The sequence below is a fragment of the Planotetraspora sp. A-T 1434 genome (assembly GCF_025420585.1).
In the GTDB taxonomy this organism is placed as follows: domain Bacteria; phylum Actinomycetota; class Actinomycetes; order Streptosporangiales; family Streptosporangiaceae; genus JAOEGB01.
The window spans coordinates 122134-142503 of the sequence record NZ_JAOEGB010000001.1 but is presented as its reverse complement, the minus strand read 5'-3'; the positions used below and the strand labels follow the sequence as shown (position 1 = coordinate 142503).

Here is a 20370-nt window from a genome sequence, read left to right as displayed (position 1 = left end):
ACCTTTGTCCAAATAAATCGCCTTAGGCTGTTTCGCCCCAAAGGGCGGTGAGTGCAGTGGCGGCCATGACCTTCACGCCCACGCCGATCGCGCGCTCGTCGACGTCAAACTGTGGCCGGTGGATGTCCACCTCGTCGATCGAGCCCGGAGCACGGGTGCCGAGCCGGGCGAGGGCGCCGGGCACCGACTCGACGTACCAGGAGAAGTCCTCGCCGCCGAGGCTCTGCGGGGTCGGCACCGAGGCGGTCTCCCCGACGACCTGCGTCACCGCGTCGTGCAGCATCTGGATGCTCCTGGCCTCGTTCACCGTGGGCGGCGTGCCGCGCCGGTAGTCGAGCTCCGCGTCCACGCCGTACGCCCCGGCCACCGAGTCCAGCAGCGCCTTGACCAGGTCGGGCGCCTGGTGCCAGGCCTCCTCGTCGAGGGACCGCACGGTGCCCTGCGCCATGCCGACATCCGGGATGGTGTTGAAGGCGGAGCCCGCGGAGACCTGCCCCCACACGAGGCTGAGGCTCGACCGGGGATCGACCCTGCGGGAGAGCGCGGCCGGCAGCTCAGTGATGATCTTGCTCAGCGCGTAGACGAGGTCCACGGTCAGGTGCGGGCGGGCCGTGTGGCCCCCGGGGCCGCCGACATGGATGCGGACGCTGTCGCAGGAGCCCGTGATCGGACCCGTGCGCAGACCGACTTGACCGACGTCGATCCTCGGGTCGCAGTGCACCGCGAAGATGCGGTCCACCTCGTTCAGACCGCCGTCCCGCATGACCTCCAGCGCGCCGCCCGCGACCTCCTCGGCGGGCTGGAAGATCAGTCGTACCCGGCCGGGGAGAGCCCCCGCGTCGGCCTGGGACGCGAGGAACAGCCCCGCGCCGAGGACGACGGCGGTGTGGACGTCGTGGCCGCAGGCGTGGCAGGCGCCCGAGTTGGTCGACCGGTACGGAACGTCCTTCTCGTCCTCCATCGGCAGGGCGTCGATGTCGGCCCGCAGGGCGACCGTGGGCCCCTGGTCCCGCCCGAGGTCCACCCACATGCCGGTTCCACGCGACAGCATCCTCGGCGTCAGGCCCGCGTCGGCCAAACGCTCAGCGATCTTCTGGGTGGTGCGATGCTCGCTGAAGGCGATCTCCGGATGCGCGTGGATGTCACGCCGGAACTCGATCAGCTCATCGTTGTGCTCGCGAAGGAAATCCGCCAGCTGCGCGGCGAGGTCGTTCGCCCCGGGGGGCGCCGCGTCCGGCGGTGCGAGCTTCGATGAGGTGGCCACAGATCTTCCCTTCCCCAGCGAACCGTCCTGCCACGGATCGCGGGATCGAATCAAAACGTCGGATCAGAACATCACGCCAGGCAGATCACGTTGAAAAGCCGAAAGGGCCGCGCGGGCGCCGTCTCGCCACCACCGACCCTTCGTTCACAATCTTTCCATGCCGCGACCTTCCGAGGCGGGGGATTGCCCAGTATTTACCCTGGCAACTGATTTGCCGATCACTTTCCGGAATGCTCGCCCTCGCGGTTGGGGTTCGAGGTCACGAACCTGTCCTCGGCGAGCTCGATCACGGTCGCGTCGACGACATCCTGGAGGGTTCCTCCGTCGGCGAGGATCGCCCGCTGGCGCTCGCAGGAGCTCCCCTGCTCCAGCACGTCCGTCATCACGGCCAGCTCCTCGGCACAGCCGAGCCGATCGGCGACCGGTTCGAGTTCGCGCTGAAGCTCATACAATACGTCGCGCATCGGAGCCGTGGAGCCGTGGTCGTCGGTGATGACGTCCGCGTCGAGGCCGTAGCGCGTGGCGCGCCACTTGTTGTCGCGCACCACCCAGGCCGCCGGATGCGGCAGCTTGTAGCCCCGGTCGATCTGCTGGTCGAACTGCTGCACCAGGCATTGCGACAGGGCGGCGACCATGCCGACCTCGCGCGGCGTGGGGATGCCGTCGAACATCCGGATCTCGATCGTGCCGAAGTCGGGATGCGGCCGGATGTCCCACCACACCTCCTTGATGCTCCGGATCGTCCCCGCGCGCTTCAGCGTGTCCATGTACTCCTCGAACTCCGTCCAGTCCGCCAGCAGGTGCGGAGGGCCGGCCGTCGGCAGGGAGCCGAAGACGATCGCCCTGCTGGAGGCGAGCCCGGTGTCCTGGCCTCCCCAGTAGGGGCTGGAGGACGTCAGCGCGAGGAAGTGCGGCAGATGGGCGGCCAGGGCGTTGACGATGGGGATGACCTTGTCCCGGTCGGTCACGCCCACGTGGACGTGCACGCCGAAGGTCTGGATCCGCCACGCCAGCCACTGCATCTCCTCGACCAACTCGGTGTACCGCTGGATCGGGGCGTAGACGGCGTCCCGCCAGTCGCTGATGGCATGGGTCCCCGTACAGGCGAGCGCCGTCCCCCGCGGCTCGACGGCCTGGCGCAGCCTGTCAATGCTCCTCCGCAGATCCTGCACCGCCTCGGCGACCGTGTGGCAGACGTCGGTGACGATCTCGATCTGCGACTGCATGAGCTCGTGCATCGCCTTCGGCCGCTGGGCCTCGCTGAGCTCCGGAACCGCCGCCAGCACTTCCTTGGCGTCCTGGCGGAGCTGGCGACTGTGCCGGTCGACGAGCTGGAGCTCCCACTCAACGCCCAGCGTCGCGCCGCGCGAGGGGTTGAACTCGATCGTCACCACATGCCTCCATCGGGTCGGAAATCCCCTTTGGTTAAGGCCTACCCCTGATCCAGGCGCGCACGCCAATGCCGCCCAGCACCAGCGCCAGGATCAGGTTGACGGCGATCAAGATGCCGTGAACCACGTAGAAGCCGGTCTCATGGCCGTCCTGCAGGTTGAAACCGAGCGAAATCCACTCAAAGATCATGAAAGCAGCGAGGGCCAACAGAAAGCCCGATACACGTCTCGTCATCTTCACAGTATCGGCGGGTGCGCCTCCGGAGTGTTCCGGTGATCTCTGGGGCATGTGCCATCACATGCGAAAAGACTCGAAGCTAGGCTGACTTCCCTATGGGGACGAACTACCGCGCCCTGGCGGCCGCGTTCATGACGACAGCCCTGATCGGCCTCACTACAGCAGGCTGCGGCGGAGCGCCCGCCGTGACGCGAGCCGTACCCGCCGTGACGCGAGCCGTACCGAAGGTGGAGAAGATCGCGAGCGGGCCCGTCGGCGGGGAGCTGCTCGGCGGGCGCGGGCTGATCGCCCCGGCCGGGATCAAGGAGCCTCCCAAGACGGAGGCCTCGGCCTATGTCATCGCGGACGCCGACACGGGCGCCGTGCTCGCCGCGAAGGACCCGCATGGGCACTACATGCCCGCGAGCACGCTGAAGACGCTGACCGCCGTCACGCTCATCCCAAAGCTCGACAGGGACCGCACGATCAAGCCCAGCCAGTGGGCCTGCAACGAGGAGGGCAGCGCGGTCGGGCTGGTCCCGAAGCCGATCTACAAGATCGACGACCTCTGGCGGGCGCTGCTGATGGTGTCGGGCAACGACGCGGCCGACGCGCTGGCCGAGGCCAACGGGAGCCTGGACAAGACGCTCGCCGACATGAACAAGGAGGCCAGCAGGCTCCAGGCGTACGACACGGTGGCCAAGACGCCCAACGGCCTCGACAAGCCGGGGCAGCAGAGCTCGGCCTACGACCTGGCGCTCATCGCGCGAGCCGGCCTGGCGCTCCCGGCCTTCCGGGAGTACGTCAGCACCAAGACCGCCAAATTTCCCGCGCCCAAGGGCTACTACGAGATCGGCAATCACAACAAACTGCTGTGGCGCTACAAGGGCATGATCGGCGTCAAGAACGGCTGGACGACCAAGGCGCTCGGCAGCTTCGTCGGCGCGGCCTCCCGCGACGGCCACACCATCATCGTCGTGATCATGCACCACCAGGGCGGCTTCTGGGACGAGGTCGCCGGTCTGCTCGACTGGGGGTTCGCCGCGGACGGCAAGGCATCCCCTGTCGGAGAGCTCGTCAAACCGGTCCCCGAGGCGGCCCCTTCGTCCTCCGCCATCGCCGTACGGCCCGGCTCCACTCCCGCGCAGACGCCCGCCTCGGCGGCCAAGCAGAGCGGCAAGGGCCCGCTCGTCGCGACGTTGGTCCTCGGCGCCGGCCTGCTCGCCGTACTGCTCCTCGCCCTGTACGGCACGCGCCGGCGGAGGCGGCCTCGTCACTCCTGATCGGCCGTCGCGGGCGTGGCGTTCGACGGCACGGGAGTCGGCTCGGGAGGCGGTCCGAGCGTGGCCGTGGCCGTCCACGCCGCCGCGTAGAGGATCACCCGGGCGGACAGGTTGATCCACAGGAGCAGGCCAACGACCACGGCGAACGTGCCGTACACGGGATTGTGGAGGGTCCGCGCCAGGATCAGCGTGGCGAGCTGCTTCAGGACCCCGAAAGCGACCGCGCCCAGCAGCGCGCCCTTGAGGACCACCCGGAACGACTGCGCCGGCCTGCCCAGCCAGCCCAGGATGACGAGGAAGAGCAGCAGGTCGAACAGCAGACCGGCGACGACCCCGGTGATCCAGACGAAGGACCCGGCGAGCCCCGACTGGCCCAGCCCGATCCACCCCGCCACCGTGCCGGTCGCCCCGGTCGCGAAGCCGCTCACGATCACTGAAGCGATCATGGTGATGCCCATGAGGACCAGCGCCACGAGGTCGCGGAGCTTTCCCAGGAAGTAGTTGAGCGGTGGCTCACAAGTCATCGAGATTTCGCGGAGCGCGCCGCGCAGGGCGTCCATCGAGCCGAGCCCCGCGTAGAGGAGACCGAGCAGACCGATGATCCCGGCACTCGCGCGGGCGCCCGCGAGCTGGTCGATGTGGAGCTGGTCGGCGAGCCCCGGAAGCTGCTCGTTGATGGCCTTGGTCAACGTCACGAGCGCGTCCGGGCGGAATGTCACGACGTAGCCGAAGATGGCGAACGCGAGGGCGATCAGGGGGAAGAACGACAGGAACGCGAAGTAGGTGATCGCCGCCGCGAGCCGTTCGCCCGACTGCACCTGGTACCGCTGGACCGTCTGGATGAGATGGTCCAGCCAGGGGAACCGGATCCTCTCACGCTCGACGAACCGACGGCCCCATGCCTTGAGCGCATCGATGCGCCGCGTGACTGGCTCGAACATGCCCACCCCCACGGCCCGGCCACTACCCTCCGGAGGCGGTCCGACGCCCCCACCGAGGTTGTGATCATGCAGAGATTCCTTGATCGCACCCCCACCTGGGACAACTGTAGTGGTGATCATGCACAGAATCCCCGATCGCGCGCCTCACCTGCGACAATCCCCGTCGTGATCATGCGCTGCCCCCTCAGAAACCCATGCATGATCACAAGTTGCATCGTCACAGGGTCAGCGGCGCCCACGGGAAACTGCGCATGATCACAAGTTGCATCACCGCAGGTCAACGACGCCCGCGGGAATCCGCGCATGATCACGCCCGGGGTGGGGGCTTTCAGCGCGTCATGGGGTGGGGATGAAACCGATCCGGTCGCGGACCTTGGCCATCGTCTCCTGGGCGACCACGCGGGCGCGGGCGGCTCCGGCGGCGAGCAGCCGGTCCAGCTCGGCCTCGTTGGCGAGCAGCTTCTCCGTACGCTCCCGGATGGGCGCGAACGCGTCCACGATGACCTCGGCGACCTCCTTCTTGAAGGCGCCGTAGCCCTGCCCGGCGAACCGCGCCTCCAGGTCGGGGACGGAGACGCCCGACAGCGCCGAGTGGATCCGCAGCAGGTTGGTGACGCCCGGCTTGTTCTCCTCGTCGGCGACGACCTCGGAGCCGGTGTCGGTGACGGCGCGCATGACCTTCTTGCGCAGCGAGGCCGGATCCTCCAGCACGTCGAGGATGCCCTGCGGGCTGGACGACGTCTTGGACATCTTCGCCGTCGGGTCCTGGAGATCGCCGATCTTCTCGACCTCCTTGAGGATGTACGGGTTGGGCACCTTGAAGGTCTGGCCGTACCGGCTGTTGAACCGCTGGGCGAGGTCGCGGCTGAGCTCCAGGTGCTGCTTCTGGTCGAGCCCCACTGGCACCTGGTCGGCCTGGTAGATCAGGATGTCGGCCGCCTGGAGGATCGGGTAGGTGAACAGGCCGACGCTGGCCGAGCTCTCGCCGTACTTCGCGGACTTGTCCTTGAACTGCGTCATCCGGCCCGCCTCGCCCATGCCGGTCTGGCAGATGAGGATCCAGGCCAGCTCGGAGTGCTCGCGGATGTGGCTCTGGGCGAAGACGGCCGCCTTCTCGGGGTCGAGCCCGGCGCCGAACAGCTGCGCGGCGGCGACCCTGGAGCGGCGGCGCAACTCGTCGGCCTTGGGCGCGACGGTCAGCGCGTGCAGGTCGGCGATGAAGTAGAACGCCTCGTGGGTGTCCTGGAGCGCGACATACTGCCGCACCGCGCCGAGATAGTTGCCCAGGTGGAAGGAGTCGGCAGTGGGCTGGATGCCGGACAGAACACGAGGACGATCCATGACACGTAATTCTGTCAGGAACAGGCGCGTGCCTGCGACAGGGTTACCCGTCCCCCTCGTTACCCGTCCCCTCCGGCGCGTCGCCGTCTTCCTCCGGCGGAGGAGGAGCCGTACGGGTCACCCGGACACGGGAGATTCGGCGGCCGTCCATCTCGGTCACGGTGAGCTTGAGGCCGGGAGCCTCGGCGGCCTCGCCGGTCTCCGGGAGATGACCGAGGTCGGCCATCACGTAGCCGCCGAGCGTCTCGTAGGGCCCGTCGGGAAGCCGGACACCCGTCTGCGCGGCGAACTCGTCGAGGTTGACCAGCCCCTCGATCTCCATGTCGCCGGCGACGAGGCGGACGGGCTGCCCCTCGTCGTCGTACTCGTCGCGGATGTCGCCGATGAGCTCCTCGACCAGGTCCTCCAGGGTCACGATGCCGTCGGTCCCGCCGTACTCGTCGACGACGATCGCGAGGTGGTGGCCCTCGTCGCGCATCTCCGCCAGCGTGGCGAGGACCCGCTTGCTCGCCGGCACGAGCTTGACCGGCCTGATCGGCACGAGCTCGCTGATCGGCTCGACGCGCCCGGTCAGGACCGGGTCCAGCAGGTCGCGCACGTGGACGAAGCCGACGATGTCGTCATACGACTCGCGGTAGACCGGGAACCGGGAGTGCGGCATCGCCGCCGCGAGGACGGCCGCCTCGGCCAGCGGCGTGTCGGCCGCCATGAACTCGACCTCGGTGCGCGGCAGCAGCACCTCCCTGAGCTGGCGTTTGCCCGCCGCAAAGACCTCCGCGATCACGTCGCGCTCGTCCTGGGTGAGCTCCTTGTGGCCCACGACCATGTCGCGGAGCTCGTCGGTGGTCATGGCGGCCCGGTCGGCCGACGGATTGCCGCCGAGCAGCCGGACGACGCCGTTGGTCGACTTCGACAGCGCCCAGATCACCGGTCTCGACAGCATCGCGATACGGTCGAGCAGCGGCGCGACCAGGAGCGACAGTCCCTCGGCGCGCTGCCTCGCGAGCCTCTTGGGCGCGAGCTCGCCCAGCACCAGCGTCACGTAGGAGATGGCCAGCGTGACGACCACGAAGGCGGTCGGGGCGGCCACGCTGTCGTCGAGCCCCCAGCCGACGAGCAGCGGCTTCAGCCGCCCCGCTAGCGTGTCGGCGCCGAGCGCGGCCGACAGCACGGTGGCCACGGTCACGCCGACCTGGACCGCCGACAGGAACCTGTTGGGGTCACGCGCCAGCTTCTGCACCCGGGCGCCCCGGCGGCCGTGCCCGCTCAGCCTGCGGATCTGGCTCTCCCGGAGGGAGACCATGGCCATCTCGGCGGCGGCGAAGAAACCACAGATCAGGATGAATATCAGGACCAGGGTGATGGTCACCGCGACGTTGTCCACGTCCTCAGTCCGTTCACAGGGGTGTTGATCGTGTCAGCGTACTGCCTGGCGTTTGCACGCCCCTCACGCGATGAGCGTAAGCTAGGCAGCTAGTCGTACATAATCAAACAGATCCAAACAGGAGTAAACAGTGAAGCTGCTGGTTACTGGGGGCGCTGGATACATCGGCAGCGTCGTGGCGGCCCAGCTCGTCGAGGAGGGGCACGACGTCACGGCGCTGGACGACCTGTCGACGGGACACGCCGACGCGGTCCCGAGCGGCGCGCGGTTCGTGGAGGGGTCGATCACCGAGGCCCGCGGCCTGCTGTCCGAGGGATTGGACGGGGGGTTCGACGGCGTGCTGCACTTCGCGGCGAAGTCGCTCGTGGGCGAGTCGGTCGAGAAGCCGGCGCTCTACTGGTCGCACAACCTCGGCGGCACGCTCGCCCTGCTCGACGCCATGCGGGAATCCGGCGTGAACCGGATCGTCTTCTCCTCCACCGCGGCCACCTACGGAGAGCCCCCGATCGACGGCACGCGGAGCAGGCCGATCCTGGAGACCGACCCCACCCGGCCGACCAACCCCTACGGCGCGTCGAAGCTGGCCGTGGACACCACGCTGACCGCCTTCGCGGGACTGTACGGCCTGGCCGCCGTCAGCCTGCGTTACTTCAACGTCGCCGGAGCGTACGGGCGGTTCCGTGAGCGCCACGCGGTCGAGACGCATCTGATCCCCAACGTCCTCAAGGTCGCGCTGGGTGAGCGCGAGTCGGTGAGCGTGTTCGGCGACGACTACCCGACCGCCGACGGCACCTGCGTCCGCGACTACGTGCACGTCGCCGACCTCGCCCGCGCGCACCTGCTGGCCCTCGACGCCTGTACGGCGGGCACGCACCAGATCTTCAACCTCGGCAGCGGCACGGGCTTCTCGGTCAAGGAGGTCATCGACGTGTGCCGCCAGGTCACCGGCCACGAGATCCCGGCGGTCGCCGGCCCGCGTCGCCCCGGCGACCCCGCCGTGCTGGTCGCCTCGTCCGACAAGATCCAGCGGGAGCTCGGCTGGAAGCCCGACCGCGCCTCCCTGGACGCCATCGTGGCCGACGCCTGGGCGGCATGCCGAACCCCGGAATCCGGGCCCGCCGCGTGACGGATCGGCTAACCCCTGCGGAGGGCGACGCGCATGCGGGCGCTGTTGTTCGCGGGGCGGCGGTCGCCGAAGCGCTGGGAGTAGACGGTGGCCATCGTCCCCACGGCGTGCGAGGCCCGTGACGGCACGCGGAACACCAGCCGCAGCAGGCCCCTCGACCCCGACCTGATCGGCGGGAGCGCGCAACCGACGAAGGACCGCCCGCCGCGGCACCGCGCTCCCGACGCCGACAGGAACCGGGCCTCGCGGGGCTGGAAGAAGACGTAGGCGTCCCGCACCACCCGGGGGCCCCGGTTGCGCACCTCGGCCCGGACGGCGAACCAGTGCCCCGGCCGGGTGAACCTGGTCGACGACCCGAACCGCACGGCCAGGTCGGCCCCGTCGTCCACTCTCGTCACGGCCTCCGCCGTGTTGTCGGTCTCGTCGCCGTCCACCACTTCGGACGACAGGGTGGCCTCGGCCCGGAGCGGCCCGTGGGCTCCGGGCCGGATCACACCGGTGATGGTCATGCCGCCCGAGCCGCCCGCCATGACGTCCTTCGACGACTGGCAGACCACCTCGTTGAACCCGCGCCCCGGCCCGCACTCGGCGACGTCCACGTTGACGATCTGAAAGTCCCGCGGCATCTGGACCCGCAGGACGGGGAGGACCGCGTCCCCCGGCCCGCTGTTGTGCACGTTGACGTGGTAGGTCAGCGGCTGGCCCGGCTGGGCGACCTTGGGCGAGGCGGAGATCCCGACCTTCAGGTCCGCCGTTCCCCATCGGTCCGTCCCGAGCGCCGGTTGCGGCGCTCCGGCGACGAACACGCAGACCAAACCCGTGACACCCGTGACGACCCTACGACCCATGCGGCTCCCCCGAACGCTTGAGATCAATTCAACCGTGCCGGGAAGGCCGGGCATCCGTCCGACACGCTGTGCGCCGCCCGGTTCCGCTACGCCCCCCTTTCCCGGTCCCCGCTAGACCTCGGCGAGCACCCGTTCCGGCATCGGGCGGCCGAGCCGTACGGCGCCGCCGGGCAGCAGCGCGAGCGCGAGGAGGGCGACGAGCGCGCCCGTGACGCCGAGCCACGGGATGACGGTCGCGGTCGCCGCGGCGTGCGCCGCCTGGGGGCCGTGGACGGGGACCTCGCGGGTCATCACGGAGGTGTAGGCCGTGCCCGCCACGGCCAGCGCGACCGAGCCGCCGATCTGGCGGAAGAATGTGAGGTTGGCGCTCGCAGTGCCGATGAACTGCGGCGGGACGGCCGACTGGATCGCCACCGTGAGCCCGGACAGCATGGGGCCCATGCCGAGGCCGATCAGGACCATCCACGCGGCGAGCGTGAGCGTCCCGGTGTTCACGGCCAGGTTGGCGCAGAGCAGGGTGCCCGCCACGAGGAAGGCCGGCGCGGTCACCAGCCAGGGCTTGTAGCGGCCGGTCCTGGAGATCAGCGCGCCGGTCACCGCGCTGCCGACGACCATGGCGAGCATCAGCGGGTAGATGTGCAGGCCGGACGAGGTGGCGCTGAGGCCATGAGCCTCCTGGAAGTAGCGGGGCAGGAAGACCACTCCCGCGTACATGCAGAACGCGGTGAAGAACGAGGCCACGTTGACCAGCGTGTATGTCCGGTTGGCGAACAGGTGCAGGGGGACGATCGGCTGACCGGCCCGCCGCTCGACGGCCACGAAGACGATCAGCGCCAGCAGCGCTCCCCCGATCGGGCCGATGACGGGGGCGCTCGTCCAGGTGTGGCCGTCGATGCCCTTCTCGGTCAGGCCGATGAGCAGCGCGCTGATCGCCGCGCCGAAGACCGCGATGCCGAGGTAGTCGGGGCGCGCTCCGCCGCCGTGGCCGGGCAGGTACGGCAGCCTGAGCCAGATGATGGCGACCAGCACGACTCCGATGGGCACGTTGACGTAGAACGCCCAGCGCCAGCTCGCGTGGTCGGTGAACAGGCCGCCGAGGAACGGCCCCGCGAGGTAGCTGAGGGCCATCACGCCGCCGAGCGCGCCCTGCACGCGGCCGCTGCGCTGCGGCGGGAACAGGTCGATGACCAGCGCCAGCGACAGGGGTAGCAGCGCTCCGGCGCCGAGACCCTGGAGCCCCCGGAAGGCGATGAGCTGGCCCATGTCCTGCGCGACTCCACACAGGATCGACCCCACGAGGAAGATCCCCACGCCGATCAGGAGGAGCGGCTTGCGGCCGTACGCGTCGGACAGCCTGCCGTACAACGGGACCGTGACGGTGGAGGTCAGCAGATAGGCGGTGACCACCCAAGTGTAGAGGCCGGTGCCGCCCAGCTCGGAGGTGATCCGGGGCAGCGCCGTGCCCACGATCGTCTGGTCCAGCATCGCGAGGAACATCCCGCCCAGCACGGCGAAGAGGAGGATCCCGTTCTTCTGCTTCATGGGTCGAAAGTGACATGTAAGAGATGACATGTCAAGGTTTAGCTATAGTGAAGGCATGTCCCTGCGGATCGCCCTCCTCGGCCTGCTCACCGCCTCCGGTCCGGCGAGCGGATATGACCTGGCCAAGACGTTCGAGACCTCGGTCGCCCACGTCTGGCAGGCCGGGCACAGCCAGATCTATCCCGAGCTCGCCAAGATGGCGGCGGACGGACTGGTGGCCGTCGAGGCCGAGGGGCCGCGCGGGCGGAAGATCTACACCATCACCGACGAGGGCAGCCAGGAGCTACGGCGCTGGATGCTCGACCACAGCCCCTCCGCGGCGTACCGCAGCGAGGAGTCGCTCCAGGCCTTCCTCATGCCGCTGCTCGACCCGCGCGAGGCGATAGCGCTGCTCCAGCGGATGAAGGTCCACTACGAGACCAAGCTGGCTCAACTGGAGGAACTGCGCCGGAACCACCCCGCCATGCGGCGGAAGGGCGAAGGCTGGGGCCATTTCGGCGTGTACGCGCTGGACCTCGGCATCCGCCGGGTGCGCGCCGGCCTCGAGTGGGCCGTCGACTCCATCGCCGACATCGAGCGCCGGCTCTGAGCTGCCCTTTTCAAGACTCCTGGCGGCAGGGCAGCATGACCGGGATGTCCCGTTCGGGATGGAAGTCAACGCGGGAGAAGTGGCTTTCGAGCAGCTTCTTCATGGTCCCGTCGTCGTACATCCGGGAGATGGCGGACCTGACGGCCTCGCAGGTGCGGGCGTCCTTCCTGGGCAGCCCGACGGAGTAGCGCTGGTCGGTCAGGTCGAGCCCGAGCACCGCCAGTTCGAGGCTCGTCTCGCGGTCGGCGAACCCGGCCAGGATCAGGTCGTCACCCGGAATGGCGTCGACCTGGCCCGCCAGAAGCTTGTTCATGCACTCCGAGTAGTCCTTCGCGGGAACCGGGGTCGCCCTCACCTTCGCCTGCACGACCCTGAAGGAATCGCTGCCCAGCGGCGCGCACACGGGGCGGCCGGTCAGGTCGTCGAGCTTCCGGATGGGCGAGTCCTTGACCACGAGCACGTCGGTGTGGGCGACGTAGTACGGCCCGGCGAAGGTGACACCGTCCCGCTTGTTGTCGTCGTAGGCATAGGTCGCGAAGACGAGGTCGACGTCGCCGTTCGCGAGCGCCCTGGCCCGGTCGCCCTTGGTGACCCTGCGGAACGTGATCCCCGTCTCGGGCACCTGGAGGCTGTTCGCCACATATTTGGCGACGTCCACGTCGAACCCGCTGAACGACTGCCCGGACACCAGGCCGACGCCGGGCAGGTCGCCCTTCACTCCGATGGTGAGCTTGTGCGTCCGCGCCGCCTTGTCCGCCACGGAGCCGAAGGTGGGCGAAGGGCTGGGTGATTTCGACGGTGACTTCGACGGCGGGCGGGTGGACACGCTCGCCTCGCTGGTGGCCGTGGGATCGCCCCCTCCCCCACGTCCGGCCCCCATCTGGCTGAACGCCACAGCTCCGCCCGCCGCCACCACGGCGACGGCGGCCGTGATCACGGCGATCCAGCGGCCCCTTCCCGATTTGGCGGACGGGGGCGAGAAACGGGTCTCCGGCGGAGGACCCGCGGGGTCGGCGGAATCGGTCGTGCCGGCGGGCCTCCCAGGGCGATCGGGAGTGCGGGCCGGGCTGTCGGGATTGGCGGCGTGGGCGCCCTCGGACAGCACGATCGTGGAGGCGTCGCCCGACGCCGGACGGCCGAGCAGCCGCAGCAGGATCTGGTCCGCGGTGGGCCGCGCCGCGGCGGACTTGCTGAGACACGACCTGACGACGCCGCGCAGCGGCTCCGGGAGCACGCCGACGTCGATGTCGTGGTTGAGGATCCGGTTCAGCACGACCGCGATCGAGTCGCCGCCGAAGACGGCCTTGCCCGTCGCGGCGTACGCGATCGTCGAGCCCCAGGCGAACACGTCGGCCGGCGGCCCCACGGTGTCGCCGGAGATCTGCTCGGGAGCCATGTAGGCGGGCGTGCCGATCGCCCGGCTGGTGATCGTGCCGGTCGAGTCGACGATGCGGGCGATGCCGAAGTCGACCACCCGGGGCCCATCGGCGGCGATCAGCACGTTGTCGGGCTTGAAGTCGCGGTGGACGATCCCGGCGTGGTGGATCGCGGTCAGCGCGGTGGCCGTGCCCACCGCCAGCCGCTCCAGCGCCGCGCCCGTCAGCGGCCCGGACGCCTCCACGGTGTCGCGCAGAGACTCGCCCTGGATGTACTCGCTCGCGATGTACGGAATGTCGCCCTCGAGGTCGGCGGCGATGACCCTGGCGGTGCAGAAGCTCGCGACCCGCTGGGCCGCCCGCAGCTCCCTGGCGAAACGCGACCTGGCGACGGCGTCGCCGCTGAACTTGACGTGCAGCAACTTCACGGCGGCCGGCTCGCCGGCCTCGTTCCGCCCCAGGTAGACCACGCCCTGGCCGCCCTCACCGATCCGGCCGGACAGCACGAACGGACCGAGCTGGGCGGGATCACCCGGCCCGAGCGGCGCGATCTGCGGCATCCAACGATCCCCACGGTTTGGCAAAGTACCGACCAGCAGAACTTTACGGCCCTGCCGTACTCCTGCCTGACAGGCGATACCACGCCGTGATCTCCGGATGCGTACACACCAAAAGGGCCGCCCGGAGGCGGCCCGTTCGGGGTGACGCTGTTCGCCGGGGGTTTCCCCAGGCTGATGGTTTCCTCAGGCTCAGAGAGCCATCTTCTTCTTGAGGTTCTCGTCCAGCGCGGCGAGGAAGTCCTGCGTGGTCAGCCACTCGGCGTCGCCGCCGACGAGGAGCGCCAGGTCCTTGGTCATCTGGCCGCCCTCGACGGTCTCGACGCAGACCTGCTCCAGCTTCTCGGCGAAGTCGATCACCTCGGGCTGGTTGTCGAGCTTGCCACGGTGCTGCAGGCCACGGGTCCAGGCGAAGATCGAGGCGATCGGGTTCGTGGAGGTCGGCTTGCCCTGCTGGTGCTGGCGGAAGTGCCGGGTCACCGTGCCGTGGGCGGCCTCGGCCTCGACGGTCCGGCCGTCCGGCGTCATGAGCACGCTGGTCATCAGGCCGAGCGAGCCGAAGCCCTGGGCGACCGTGTCGGACTGGACGTCGCCGTCGTAGTTCTTGCACGCCCAGACGTAGCCGCCCTCCCACTTGAGGGACGCGGCGACCATGTCGTCGATCAGGCGGTGCTCGTAGGTGATGCCGGCGGCCTCGAAGTCGGCCTTGAACTCGGACTCGAAGACCTCGGCGAAGATGTCCTTGAAGCGGCCGTCGTAGGCCTTGAGGATCGTGTTCTTCGTCGACAGGTAGACCGGGTAGCCGCGGTTCAGGCCGTACCGCATCGAGGCACGGGCGAAGTCGCGGATCGACTCGTCCAGGTTGTACATGGCGAGCGCGACACCCGCGCCGGGGAAGTCGAAGACGTTGAGCTCGATCGGCTCGCTGCCGTCCTTCGGCGTGAAGGTGAGGGTCAGCGTGCCCTCGCCCGGGATCTTCAGGTCGGTCGCGCGGTACTGGTCGCCGAAGGCGTGACGGCCGACGACGATCGGCTTCGTCCAACCGGGCACGAGCCGCGGGACGTTCGACATGATGATCGGCTCACGGAAGATCACACCGCCGAGGATGTTGCGGATCGTCCCGTTCGGGGACTTCCACATGTGCTTCAGGCCGAACTCCTCGACCCGGGCCTCGTCAGGCGTGATCGTGGCACATTTGACACCGACGCCGTACTGCTTGATCGCGTTCGCGGCGTCGATCGTGACCTGGTCGTCCGTGGCGTCGCGGTGCTCGATGCCGAGGTCGTAGTACTTCAGGTCGACGTCGAGGTAGGGCAGGATCAACTGGTCCTTGATGAACTGCCAGATGATCCGGGTCATCTCGTCGCCGTCAAGCTCGACGACCGGACCCGCTACCTTGATCTTGGGCATGCGTGGGGTTCCCCTTCTGAACTAACTTGGCCAGACAGTCCTTTTTGAGGCTCACTGGCCGTGAGGCTATCGGACGGGCGTGATGCGCCCGTGGCTAGGTGTTGTGCAGGCGCAGCAGCAGGCTGAGCGAGCCGAGCACCAGGGCGGCGCCGAGGACGCCCAGGATGACCACGTCCGTCCTCCGGCTCCGGATCGCGAGCGGGCCGGCCCGCTCGTCGGAGACGATCAGCCGGATGGCCGACCCCAGGATCAACGCGCCCCCCAGGATCACGCCCCCGGCCCAGGGGGGCGCTCCGAAGACGATCGCGCCCAGCCCGGCACCCGCACCCGCCACCACCAGCAGGTACGGTCCCCAGGCCGTGCCGGTGCCGCTCGCCTTCACATCCTCACTCGCCCTGGCTGCTCACCGCTCGTCAATCGGGATCCACTTCTGGTCGCGCTCGCCGATGTACTCGCTGTCCGGCCGGATCAGGCGGTTGTCGGCGTGCTGCTCGATCACATGGGCGGTCCACCCCGACATCCTGCTCACCGAGAACACCGGCGTGAAGAGGTCGGTCGGGATGCCGAGGTAGTGGTAGACGGTCGCCGCGTAGAAGTCCACGTTCGGGTACAGGCCCTTCTCCGCGAAGACGACCTCCTCCATCTCCCGGGACATCCGGTAGAACGTGTCGTCGCCCGACGCCTCGCCGAGCTCCCGCGACATCCGCCTCAGGTGGGTCGCCCGCGGGTCCTCGGTCTTGTAGACCCGGTGCCCGAAGCCCATGATCTTCTCGCCCTTGGCCAGCTTGTCCCGTACGGCCTGCGCGACCCCGCTCGGGTCCAGCGATTCCAGAGTACGCATGACCTGCTCGTTGGCGCCGCCGTGAAGGGGGCCCTTGAGCGTGCCGATGGCGGCGACGATGGCCGAGTGCATGTCCGACAGCGTGGCGGCGCACACCCGGGCGGCGAACGTGGACGCGTTCATCGTGTGGTCGGCGTGCAGGACGAGGCAGGCGTCGAAGATCTCCACCTCGCGCGGCGATGGCTGCCGTCCGGTGATCTGGAGCAGGAAGTTCGCGGCGATGCTCAGCTCGGGGTCGGGCTCCGGAACGGTGCCGCCGGTCCGGGCCGCGTGATACCTGGCGACCAGGATCGGCTGCTGCGCGGTCAGGCGCGCGGCCTTGCGGCAGTTGGCGTCCGCGGCGTTGGTGTCCTTGTCCGGATCCTCCGCCCCGCTGAGGGAGACGAGTGTGCGCAGAGCCTCCATGGGCCCCTGCTTCTCGGCGATCTCGGGGATGTTGCTTTCGACGAGAGCGCCCAGGCTACGGCCCCTGACGAGCTCGGCTCCGTAGTCGGCGAGCTGCTCACGGGTCGGCAGCGAGCCGTGCTGGAGCAGGTGCGCGGTCTCCTCGAAAGTGGTGCGGCCGGCCAGGTCGTGGATGTCGTAGCCACGATAGAAGAGCCGACCGGCCTTGCCGTCGATGTCGCTGAGCGCTGTGGACGCGGCAACGACATCGGCGAGGCCTTTGGTGGGCTTGTCCGCCATGAGTGTTTCCTCCGCTTATCTTCGCCCGAAGTCTACCCGTGAGCAGGTAAACCGCTCTCCAAAGGTCCAGACCAATTTCAAGAAGGATTCTCCTTATGGCAAAGGAGATTCCAGATCGCCACGTCTGGGTAAGCCGGAGCTGTAGCGAAAGTAACGGCGGGCTACCTGGGGAGGAACTGCCGTGGAGGGGCCGTTCATTCGGATCGAGGACAGCGGCGAGGTAGTGCCGTTGCGCCCCGAGATCACCACGATCGGCCGAGGGCGAGGCGTGGACATCCGGCTGACAGATCCGAGCGTGTCACGGCTGCACGCCGAATTCGTCCGTCGCGGGCCCTACCTGTACGTCGTTGACCTGGGTCTGTCCCGCAACGGCACCCGGGTGAACGGCAGGCCGATCGCCAGGAGGGTGCTCGACGACGGCGACGTCGTCTCCTTCGGCGCCGCCCGGGCCCGGGTCGGCGGCATCCCCCGCGAGGACTTCGCCCCCGAGGTGGAGCTGCGCCGGGCCGCCGCCCCCGAGCTGACCCGCCGCGAGGTCGACGTGCTGACCTCGCTGTGCCGGCCGGCCCTGTCCGACGAGGCGTTCGTGGCCCCGGCGACGGCCCGGGAGATCGCCGACGACCTCGTCGTGACCGAGGCCGCCGTCAAGCAGCACCTGCTGCGGCTCTACCAGAAATTCCGCATCCCCGAGGGGACGAACCGGCGGACCCGGCTGGCCAACGAGGTCGTGGCGCTGGGGCTGGTGCGGCCGACCCCGGTGGTGCCGCCGCAGCGGGCGACGGGACCGGCCGAGGCTGAACCTCAGCGGGCCCCGGCCAGCCGCCGCGCGTCGTGATCCCTACTTGACCGCCTTCACGAACTCGGTCGTGTGGGCCTTGGCGAGGTCGATCGTGTCCTTCTTGCCCTTCACGTTTCGGGGAGAAGGAGCCGAGCACGTCGAGGACGTTCGGAGGTCAGGCGCGCGGCGGTCGGGTCGGTCGTCATGCCGCCGACGACGCCCGCTCGCACGGGGTCGGCCTGGCGCTCGCCCGGCGGCTGACCCGCAGGCACGGCCGCGACCTGTCGCTGACCCGGCCGTCGGGAGCGGACTGCGGCGCGGTCTTCGTGGCCCGCATCCCGGGCGCGATCGAGTCACCGGCCGCCCCGCGGGCTCACCTGTCCGGCGCGGTATCGATCCCGGGAGGGGCGCCGTGATCAGGGTCCTCGTCGTGGACGACGACTTCCGGGTCGCCGACCTGCACGCGCGGTATGTCGGCAGGGTGCCCGGGTTCATGCTCGCGGCCGTCGCCCACACCGCCGCCGAGGCCGCGGTCGTCCGGGAGGCGCTCGGCCGCGGCGTCGTCAACTACCTGGTCAAGCCGTTCTCCGAGAGCGACCTCGCCGAGGGGCTTCGCGCGTACGCGCGGTTTCACGGGCGGCTGGGCGGCGCCCTGCCGCTCAGTCAGGCGGAGATCGACCGCGCCGTGTGGACGCTGCACGAGGGCGACCGCGTCGACGCGGCGGTCAGGAAGGGGCGTTCCAGCCACACGGCCCAGCTTGTCGTGGACGCCGTGCGCGGCGCCGGTGGGCCCGTCACCGCGACGGACGTCGCGGGAAGGCTCGGGCTGTCCCGCGCCACGGCCCAGCGGTACATCTCCGACCTGGCGGCCGACGGACGGGTGACCGTCGGTCTCCGGTACGGCACCACCGGACCGCCCGAGCACCTCTACCGATGGCCCGCCCCACCGTCGCAGTAAGCCCCTTCGCAGGCCCCGCAGCCAGGCACCGGGCCTCGGCGGGCCGATCGTCAGGAACGCCTCCGCCTGGAGCGCCGAGACGCCGATGCGCGGCAGGTCACGAGCCGTCGGGTACACCAGGAACCGCGGCTCCCAGAACGGGCGGAACTTGGCGTTGAACTTGTACAGCGACTCGATCTGGAACCAGCGGGACAGGAACACGAGGATCCCCCGCCAGGCCCGCAGCACCGGCCCGGCGCCCAGGCGCTCCCCTCTGGCCAGGGTCGAGCGGAACATGGCGAAGTTGAGGGACACCCTGGTCACGCCCAGCCGGGGCGCGGCCTGCAGGGCCTTGACGATCAGCAGCTCGTTCAGCCCTGGGTCGGCCTCGCGGTCACGGCGCATCAGGTCGAGCGAGATGCCGTCCGGGCCCCATGGCACGAAGTGCAGGACCGCCCGGATGTCCCCGCCCGGCGTCGCCGTACCCTCCTGAACGGTGTCCCTGGCCTGAACGGTGTCCCCGGCCTGAACGGTGTCCCTGGCCTGAACGGTGTCCCCGGACGCGCCGGCGGCCGGGTCCTTGTGGGCGGTTACGACGATGCAGCCGGCGTCGGCGGGGTCGCCGAAGCGGCCGAGCGCCATGGAGAAGCCGCGCTCGGTCTCGGTGCCGCGCCAGAAGTCGGCGGCGTTGCGGATCCGCTCGCGCTCCACCTCCGTGAGATCGCCGACCCGCCGCACCTGGCAGATGTAGCCGAGCCGTTCCGTACGGTTGACCATCTGGCGGACGTTGCGCATGGCCCGGCCCTCAAGGGTGAAGTCGGCGACCTCGACGATGGCCTCGTCACCCAGCTCCAGGGCGGACAGGTCGCCCTCCCTGGTCCACACCTCGCCGCCGGTCTCGCTGCATCCGATGACGGCCGGGACCCAGGCGTGCCGCCTCGCCTCCTCCAGAAAGCGCTTGATCGCTCCCGGCCACGCCTCGACGTCTCCGATCGGGTCGCCACTGGCGAGCATCACCCCCGCGACCACCCGGTAGGCGATGGCGGCCTTCCCCGACGTGGAGAAGATCACGCTCTTGTCCTGTCTCAGCGCGAAGTAGCCGAGGGAGTCCTGCCTGCCGTACCGGTCGAGCAGGGCGCGGAGGCGCCGGTCGTCGTCGGGGGTGAGCGCCGCAGCGGGCCGCTCCGGCCGGAGCGCCAGGTAGAGCGTGGTGACGGCGGTCAGCGCGCCGAGCCCCGCGAGCGAGTAGTAGACCAGGTCGCCGGTGCGCTCCGAGGCGTACTGGATCGGCCCCTCCAGCCCGAACAGGCCGAGAAGCACGTGCTGGAGCTGGTCGCTCAAGCTCGGCTGGCCGATCATGGCGCGGGAGTGGGTGATGACGAGAACCCACCCGATCACGATGTCGAAAGCGCCGAGAGCGAGGAAGTTCCACAGCGCCCGCCAGCGTGATCGCGGATCGGAAAGGGCGTAGAACTCGCGCCTATTGACCAGGAGAACGACGAAAAGGACCACGCTGATGGAGGCCGCGATCGAATGCCGCCACCGCAGCGCCTCGACGACGGCCCCGAGCGGCAGGAGCACGATCACCGCACGCCAGGCCCGCACCTTCCGCCGCCGCAGGGCGTGCGCGAGCATGATCAACAGGACGCCGACCAGCAGCATGGCCGCCTCGGCCAGCGTGGTGACGCTTCCCGGCAGAACGCTGGCGATCTCGCTGATCCTGCTCGCCCGGAAATGCGGGACAACGCCTTTGATGATGTCCAGAATGCCGATGACAAGCGCGGTGTAACCCGCCGCCGCCGGCACCCAGGAACGCGAGATCACGCCTCGCCGAATACGTGTCCGACCACTCACGGAAGCA

Annotated in this window: 17 protein-coding genes and 1 pseudogene; 5 read left to right on the top strand and 13 right to left on the bottom strand. The window is 69.4% G+C overall.

Annotated elements, in window-relative coordinates; genetic code table 11:
• Positions 1-22: 22 nt before the first annotated feature.
• The 3 genes from N5079_RS00705 to N5079_RS00695 all read right to left on the bottom strand — a co-directional run bounded on the left by N5079_RS00705 (position 23) and on the right by N5079_RS00695 (position 2890).
• Positions 23-1264: an amidohydrolase gene (locus tag N5079_RS00705; protein WP_410007722.1), complete on the bottom strand. Its 1242-nt coding sequence runs from the start codon at positions 1262-1264 to the stop codon at positions 23-25.
• 218 nt (positions 1265-1482) lie between these two features.
• Complete coding sequence (locus tag N5079_RS00700; protein WP_261581267.1) at positions 1483-2655, bottom strand: glutamate--cysteine ligase; 1173 nt, start codon at positions 2653-2655, stop codon at positions 1483-1485.
• A 34-nt stretch (positions 2656-2689) separates the two neighbouring features.
• Positions 2690-2890, bottom strand: coding sequence for an SCO4848 family membrane protein (locus N5079_RS00695; protein ID WP_261581266.1), 201 nt, complete (start codon positions 2888-2890; stop codon positions 2690-2692).
• Positions 2891-2988: 98 nt separating this feature from the next.
• Between N5079_RS00695 and N5079_RS00690 the strand changes: the two genes are divergently transcribed.
• Entirely contained in the window at positions 2989-4155 is a 1167-nt protein-coding gene (locus N5079_RS00690; RefSeq protein WP_261581264.1) for a D-alanyl-D-alanine carboxypeptidase family protein, read from the top strand.
• On the opposite strand, the gene N5079_RS00685 is transcribed toward N5079_RS00690, so the two are convergent.
• From N5079_RS00685 to N5079_RS00675, 3 genes are all read right to left on the bottom strand, one after another.
• Positions 4146-5096 (bottom strand): YihY/virulence factor BrkB family protein, encoded by a 951-nt coding sequence (locus tag N5079_RS00685; protein WP_261581263.1) that lies wholly within the window; start codon positions 5094-5096, stop codon positions 4146-4148. The genes N5079_RS00690 and N5079_RS00685 overlap by 10 nt on opposite strands.
• 336 nt (positions 5097-5432) lie before the next feature.
• Positions 5433-6437, bottom strand: a complete 1005-nt coding sequence (gene trpS, locus N5079_RS00680) for a tryptophan--tRNA ligase (RefSeq protein WP_261581262.1) — start codon at positions 6435-6437, stop codon at positions 5433-5435.
• Positions 6438-6480: 43 nt separating this feature from the next.
• On the bottom strand, positions 6481-7821 hold the full coding sequence (locus N5079_RS00675) for a hemolysin family protein (protein ID WP_261581260.1): 1341 nt from the start codon (positions 7819-7821) through the stop codon (positions 6481-6483).
• 130 nt (positions 7822-7951) lie between these two features.
• On the opposite strand from N5079_RS00675, the gene galE reads away from it, so the two are divergent.
• Positions 7952-8947, top strand: a complete 996-nt coding sequence (gene galE / locus N5079_RS00670) for a UDP-glucose 4-epimerase GalE (protein WP_261581259.1) — start codon at positions 7952-7954, stop codon at positions 8945-8947.
• An 8-nt stretch (positions 8948-8955) separates the two neighbouring features.
• On the opposite strand, the gene N5079_RS00665 is transcribed toward galE, so the two are convergent.
• Both N5079_RS00665 and N5079_RS00660 read right to left on the bottom strand, forming a co-directional pair.
• Positions 8956-9795 (bottom strand): DUF11 domain-containing protein, encoded by an 840-nt coding sequence (locus tag N5079_RS00665; RefSeq protein ID WP_261581258.1) that lies wholly within the window; start codon positions 9793-9795, stop codon positions 8956-8958.
• 111 nt (positions 9796-9906) lie between these two features.
• Positions 9907-11337: an MDR family MFS transporter gene (locus tag N5079_RS00660; RefSeq protein ID WP_261581257.1), complete on the bottom strand. Its 1431-nt coding sequence runs from the start codon at positions 11335-11337 to the stop codon at positions 9907-9909.
• A gap of 55 nt (positions 11338-11392) precedes the next feature.
• On the opposite strand from N5079_RS00660, the gene N5079_RS00655 reads away from it, so the two are divergent.
• Entirely contained in the window at positions 11393-11926 is a 534-nt protein-coding gene (locus N5079_RS00655; RefSeq protein WP_261581256.1) for a PadR family transcriptional regulator, read from the top strand.
• Positions 11927-11936: 10 nt separating this feature from the next.
• On the opposite strand, the gene N5079_RS00650 is transcribed toward N5079_RS00655, so the two are convergent.
• The 4 genes from N5079_RS00650 to N5079_RS00635 form a co-directional block, all read right to left on the bottom strand.
• On the bottom strand, positions 11937-13862 hold the full coding sequence (locus N5079_RS00650; RefSeq protein WP_261581255.1) for a serine/threonine-protein kinase: 1926 nt from the start codon (positions 13860-13862) through the stop codon (positions 11937-11939).
• A gap of 189 nt (positions 13863-14051) precedes the next feature.
• The gene (locus N5079_RS00645; RefSeq protein ID WP_261581254.1) at positions 14052-15269 is read right to left on the bottom strand and encodes an NADP-dependent isocitrate dehydrogenase; all 1218 of its coding nucleotides are present in this window, start codon (positions 15267-15269) and stop codon (positions 14052-14054) included.
• Between the two features lie 94 nt (positions 15270-15363).
• The gene (locus tag N5079_RS00640; RefSeq protein ID WP_261581253.1) at positions 15364-15651 is read right to left on the bottom strand and encodes a DUF3017 domain-containing protein; all 288 of its coding nucleotides are present in this window, start codon (positions 15649-15651) and stop codon (positions 15364-15366) included.
• A gap of 21 nt (positions 15652-15672) precedes the next feature.
• Positions 15673-16794: a citrate/2-methylcitrate synthase gene (locus N5079_RS00635; RefSeq protein ID WP_261581252.1), complete on the bottom strand. Its 1122-nt coding sequence runs from the start codon at positions 16792-16794 to the stop codon at positions 15673-15675.
• A 181-nt stretch (positions 16795-16975) separates the two neighbouring features.
• Here N5079_RS00635 and N5079_RS00630 point away from each other — a divergent pair, with 181 nt between their 5' ends.
• Entirely contained in the window at positions 16976-17629 is a 654-nt protein-coding gene (locus tag N5079_RS00630) for an FHA domain-containing protein (protein ID WP_261581251.1), read from the top strand.
• A gap of 436 nt (positions 17630-18065) precedes the next feature.
• Positions 18066-18530 (top strand): helix-turn-helix domain-containing protein, encoded by a 465-nt coding sequence (locus N5079_RS35425; protein WP_410007734.1) that lies wholly within the window; start codon positions 18066-18068, stop codon positions 18528-18530.
• Between the two features lie 123 nt (positions 18531-18653).
• Here N5079_RS35425 and N5079_RS00625 read toward each other — a convergent pair.
• A pseudogene (locus tag N5079_RS00625) lies at positions 18654-20315 on the bottom strand (phosphatidylglycerol lysyltransferase domain-containing protein); the annotation flags it as partial.
• Positions 20316-20370 lie beyond the last annotated feature (55 nt).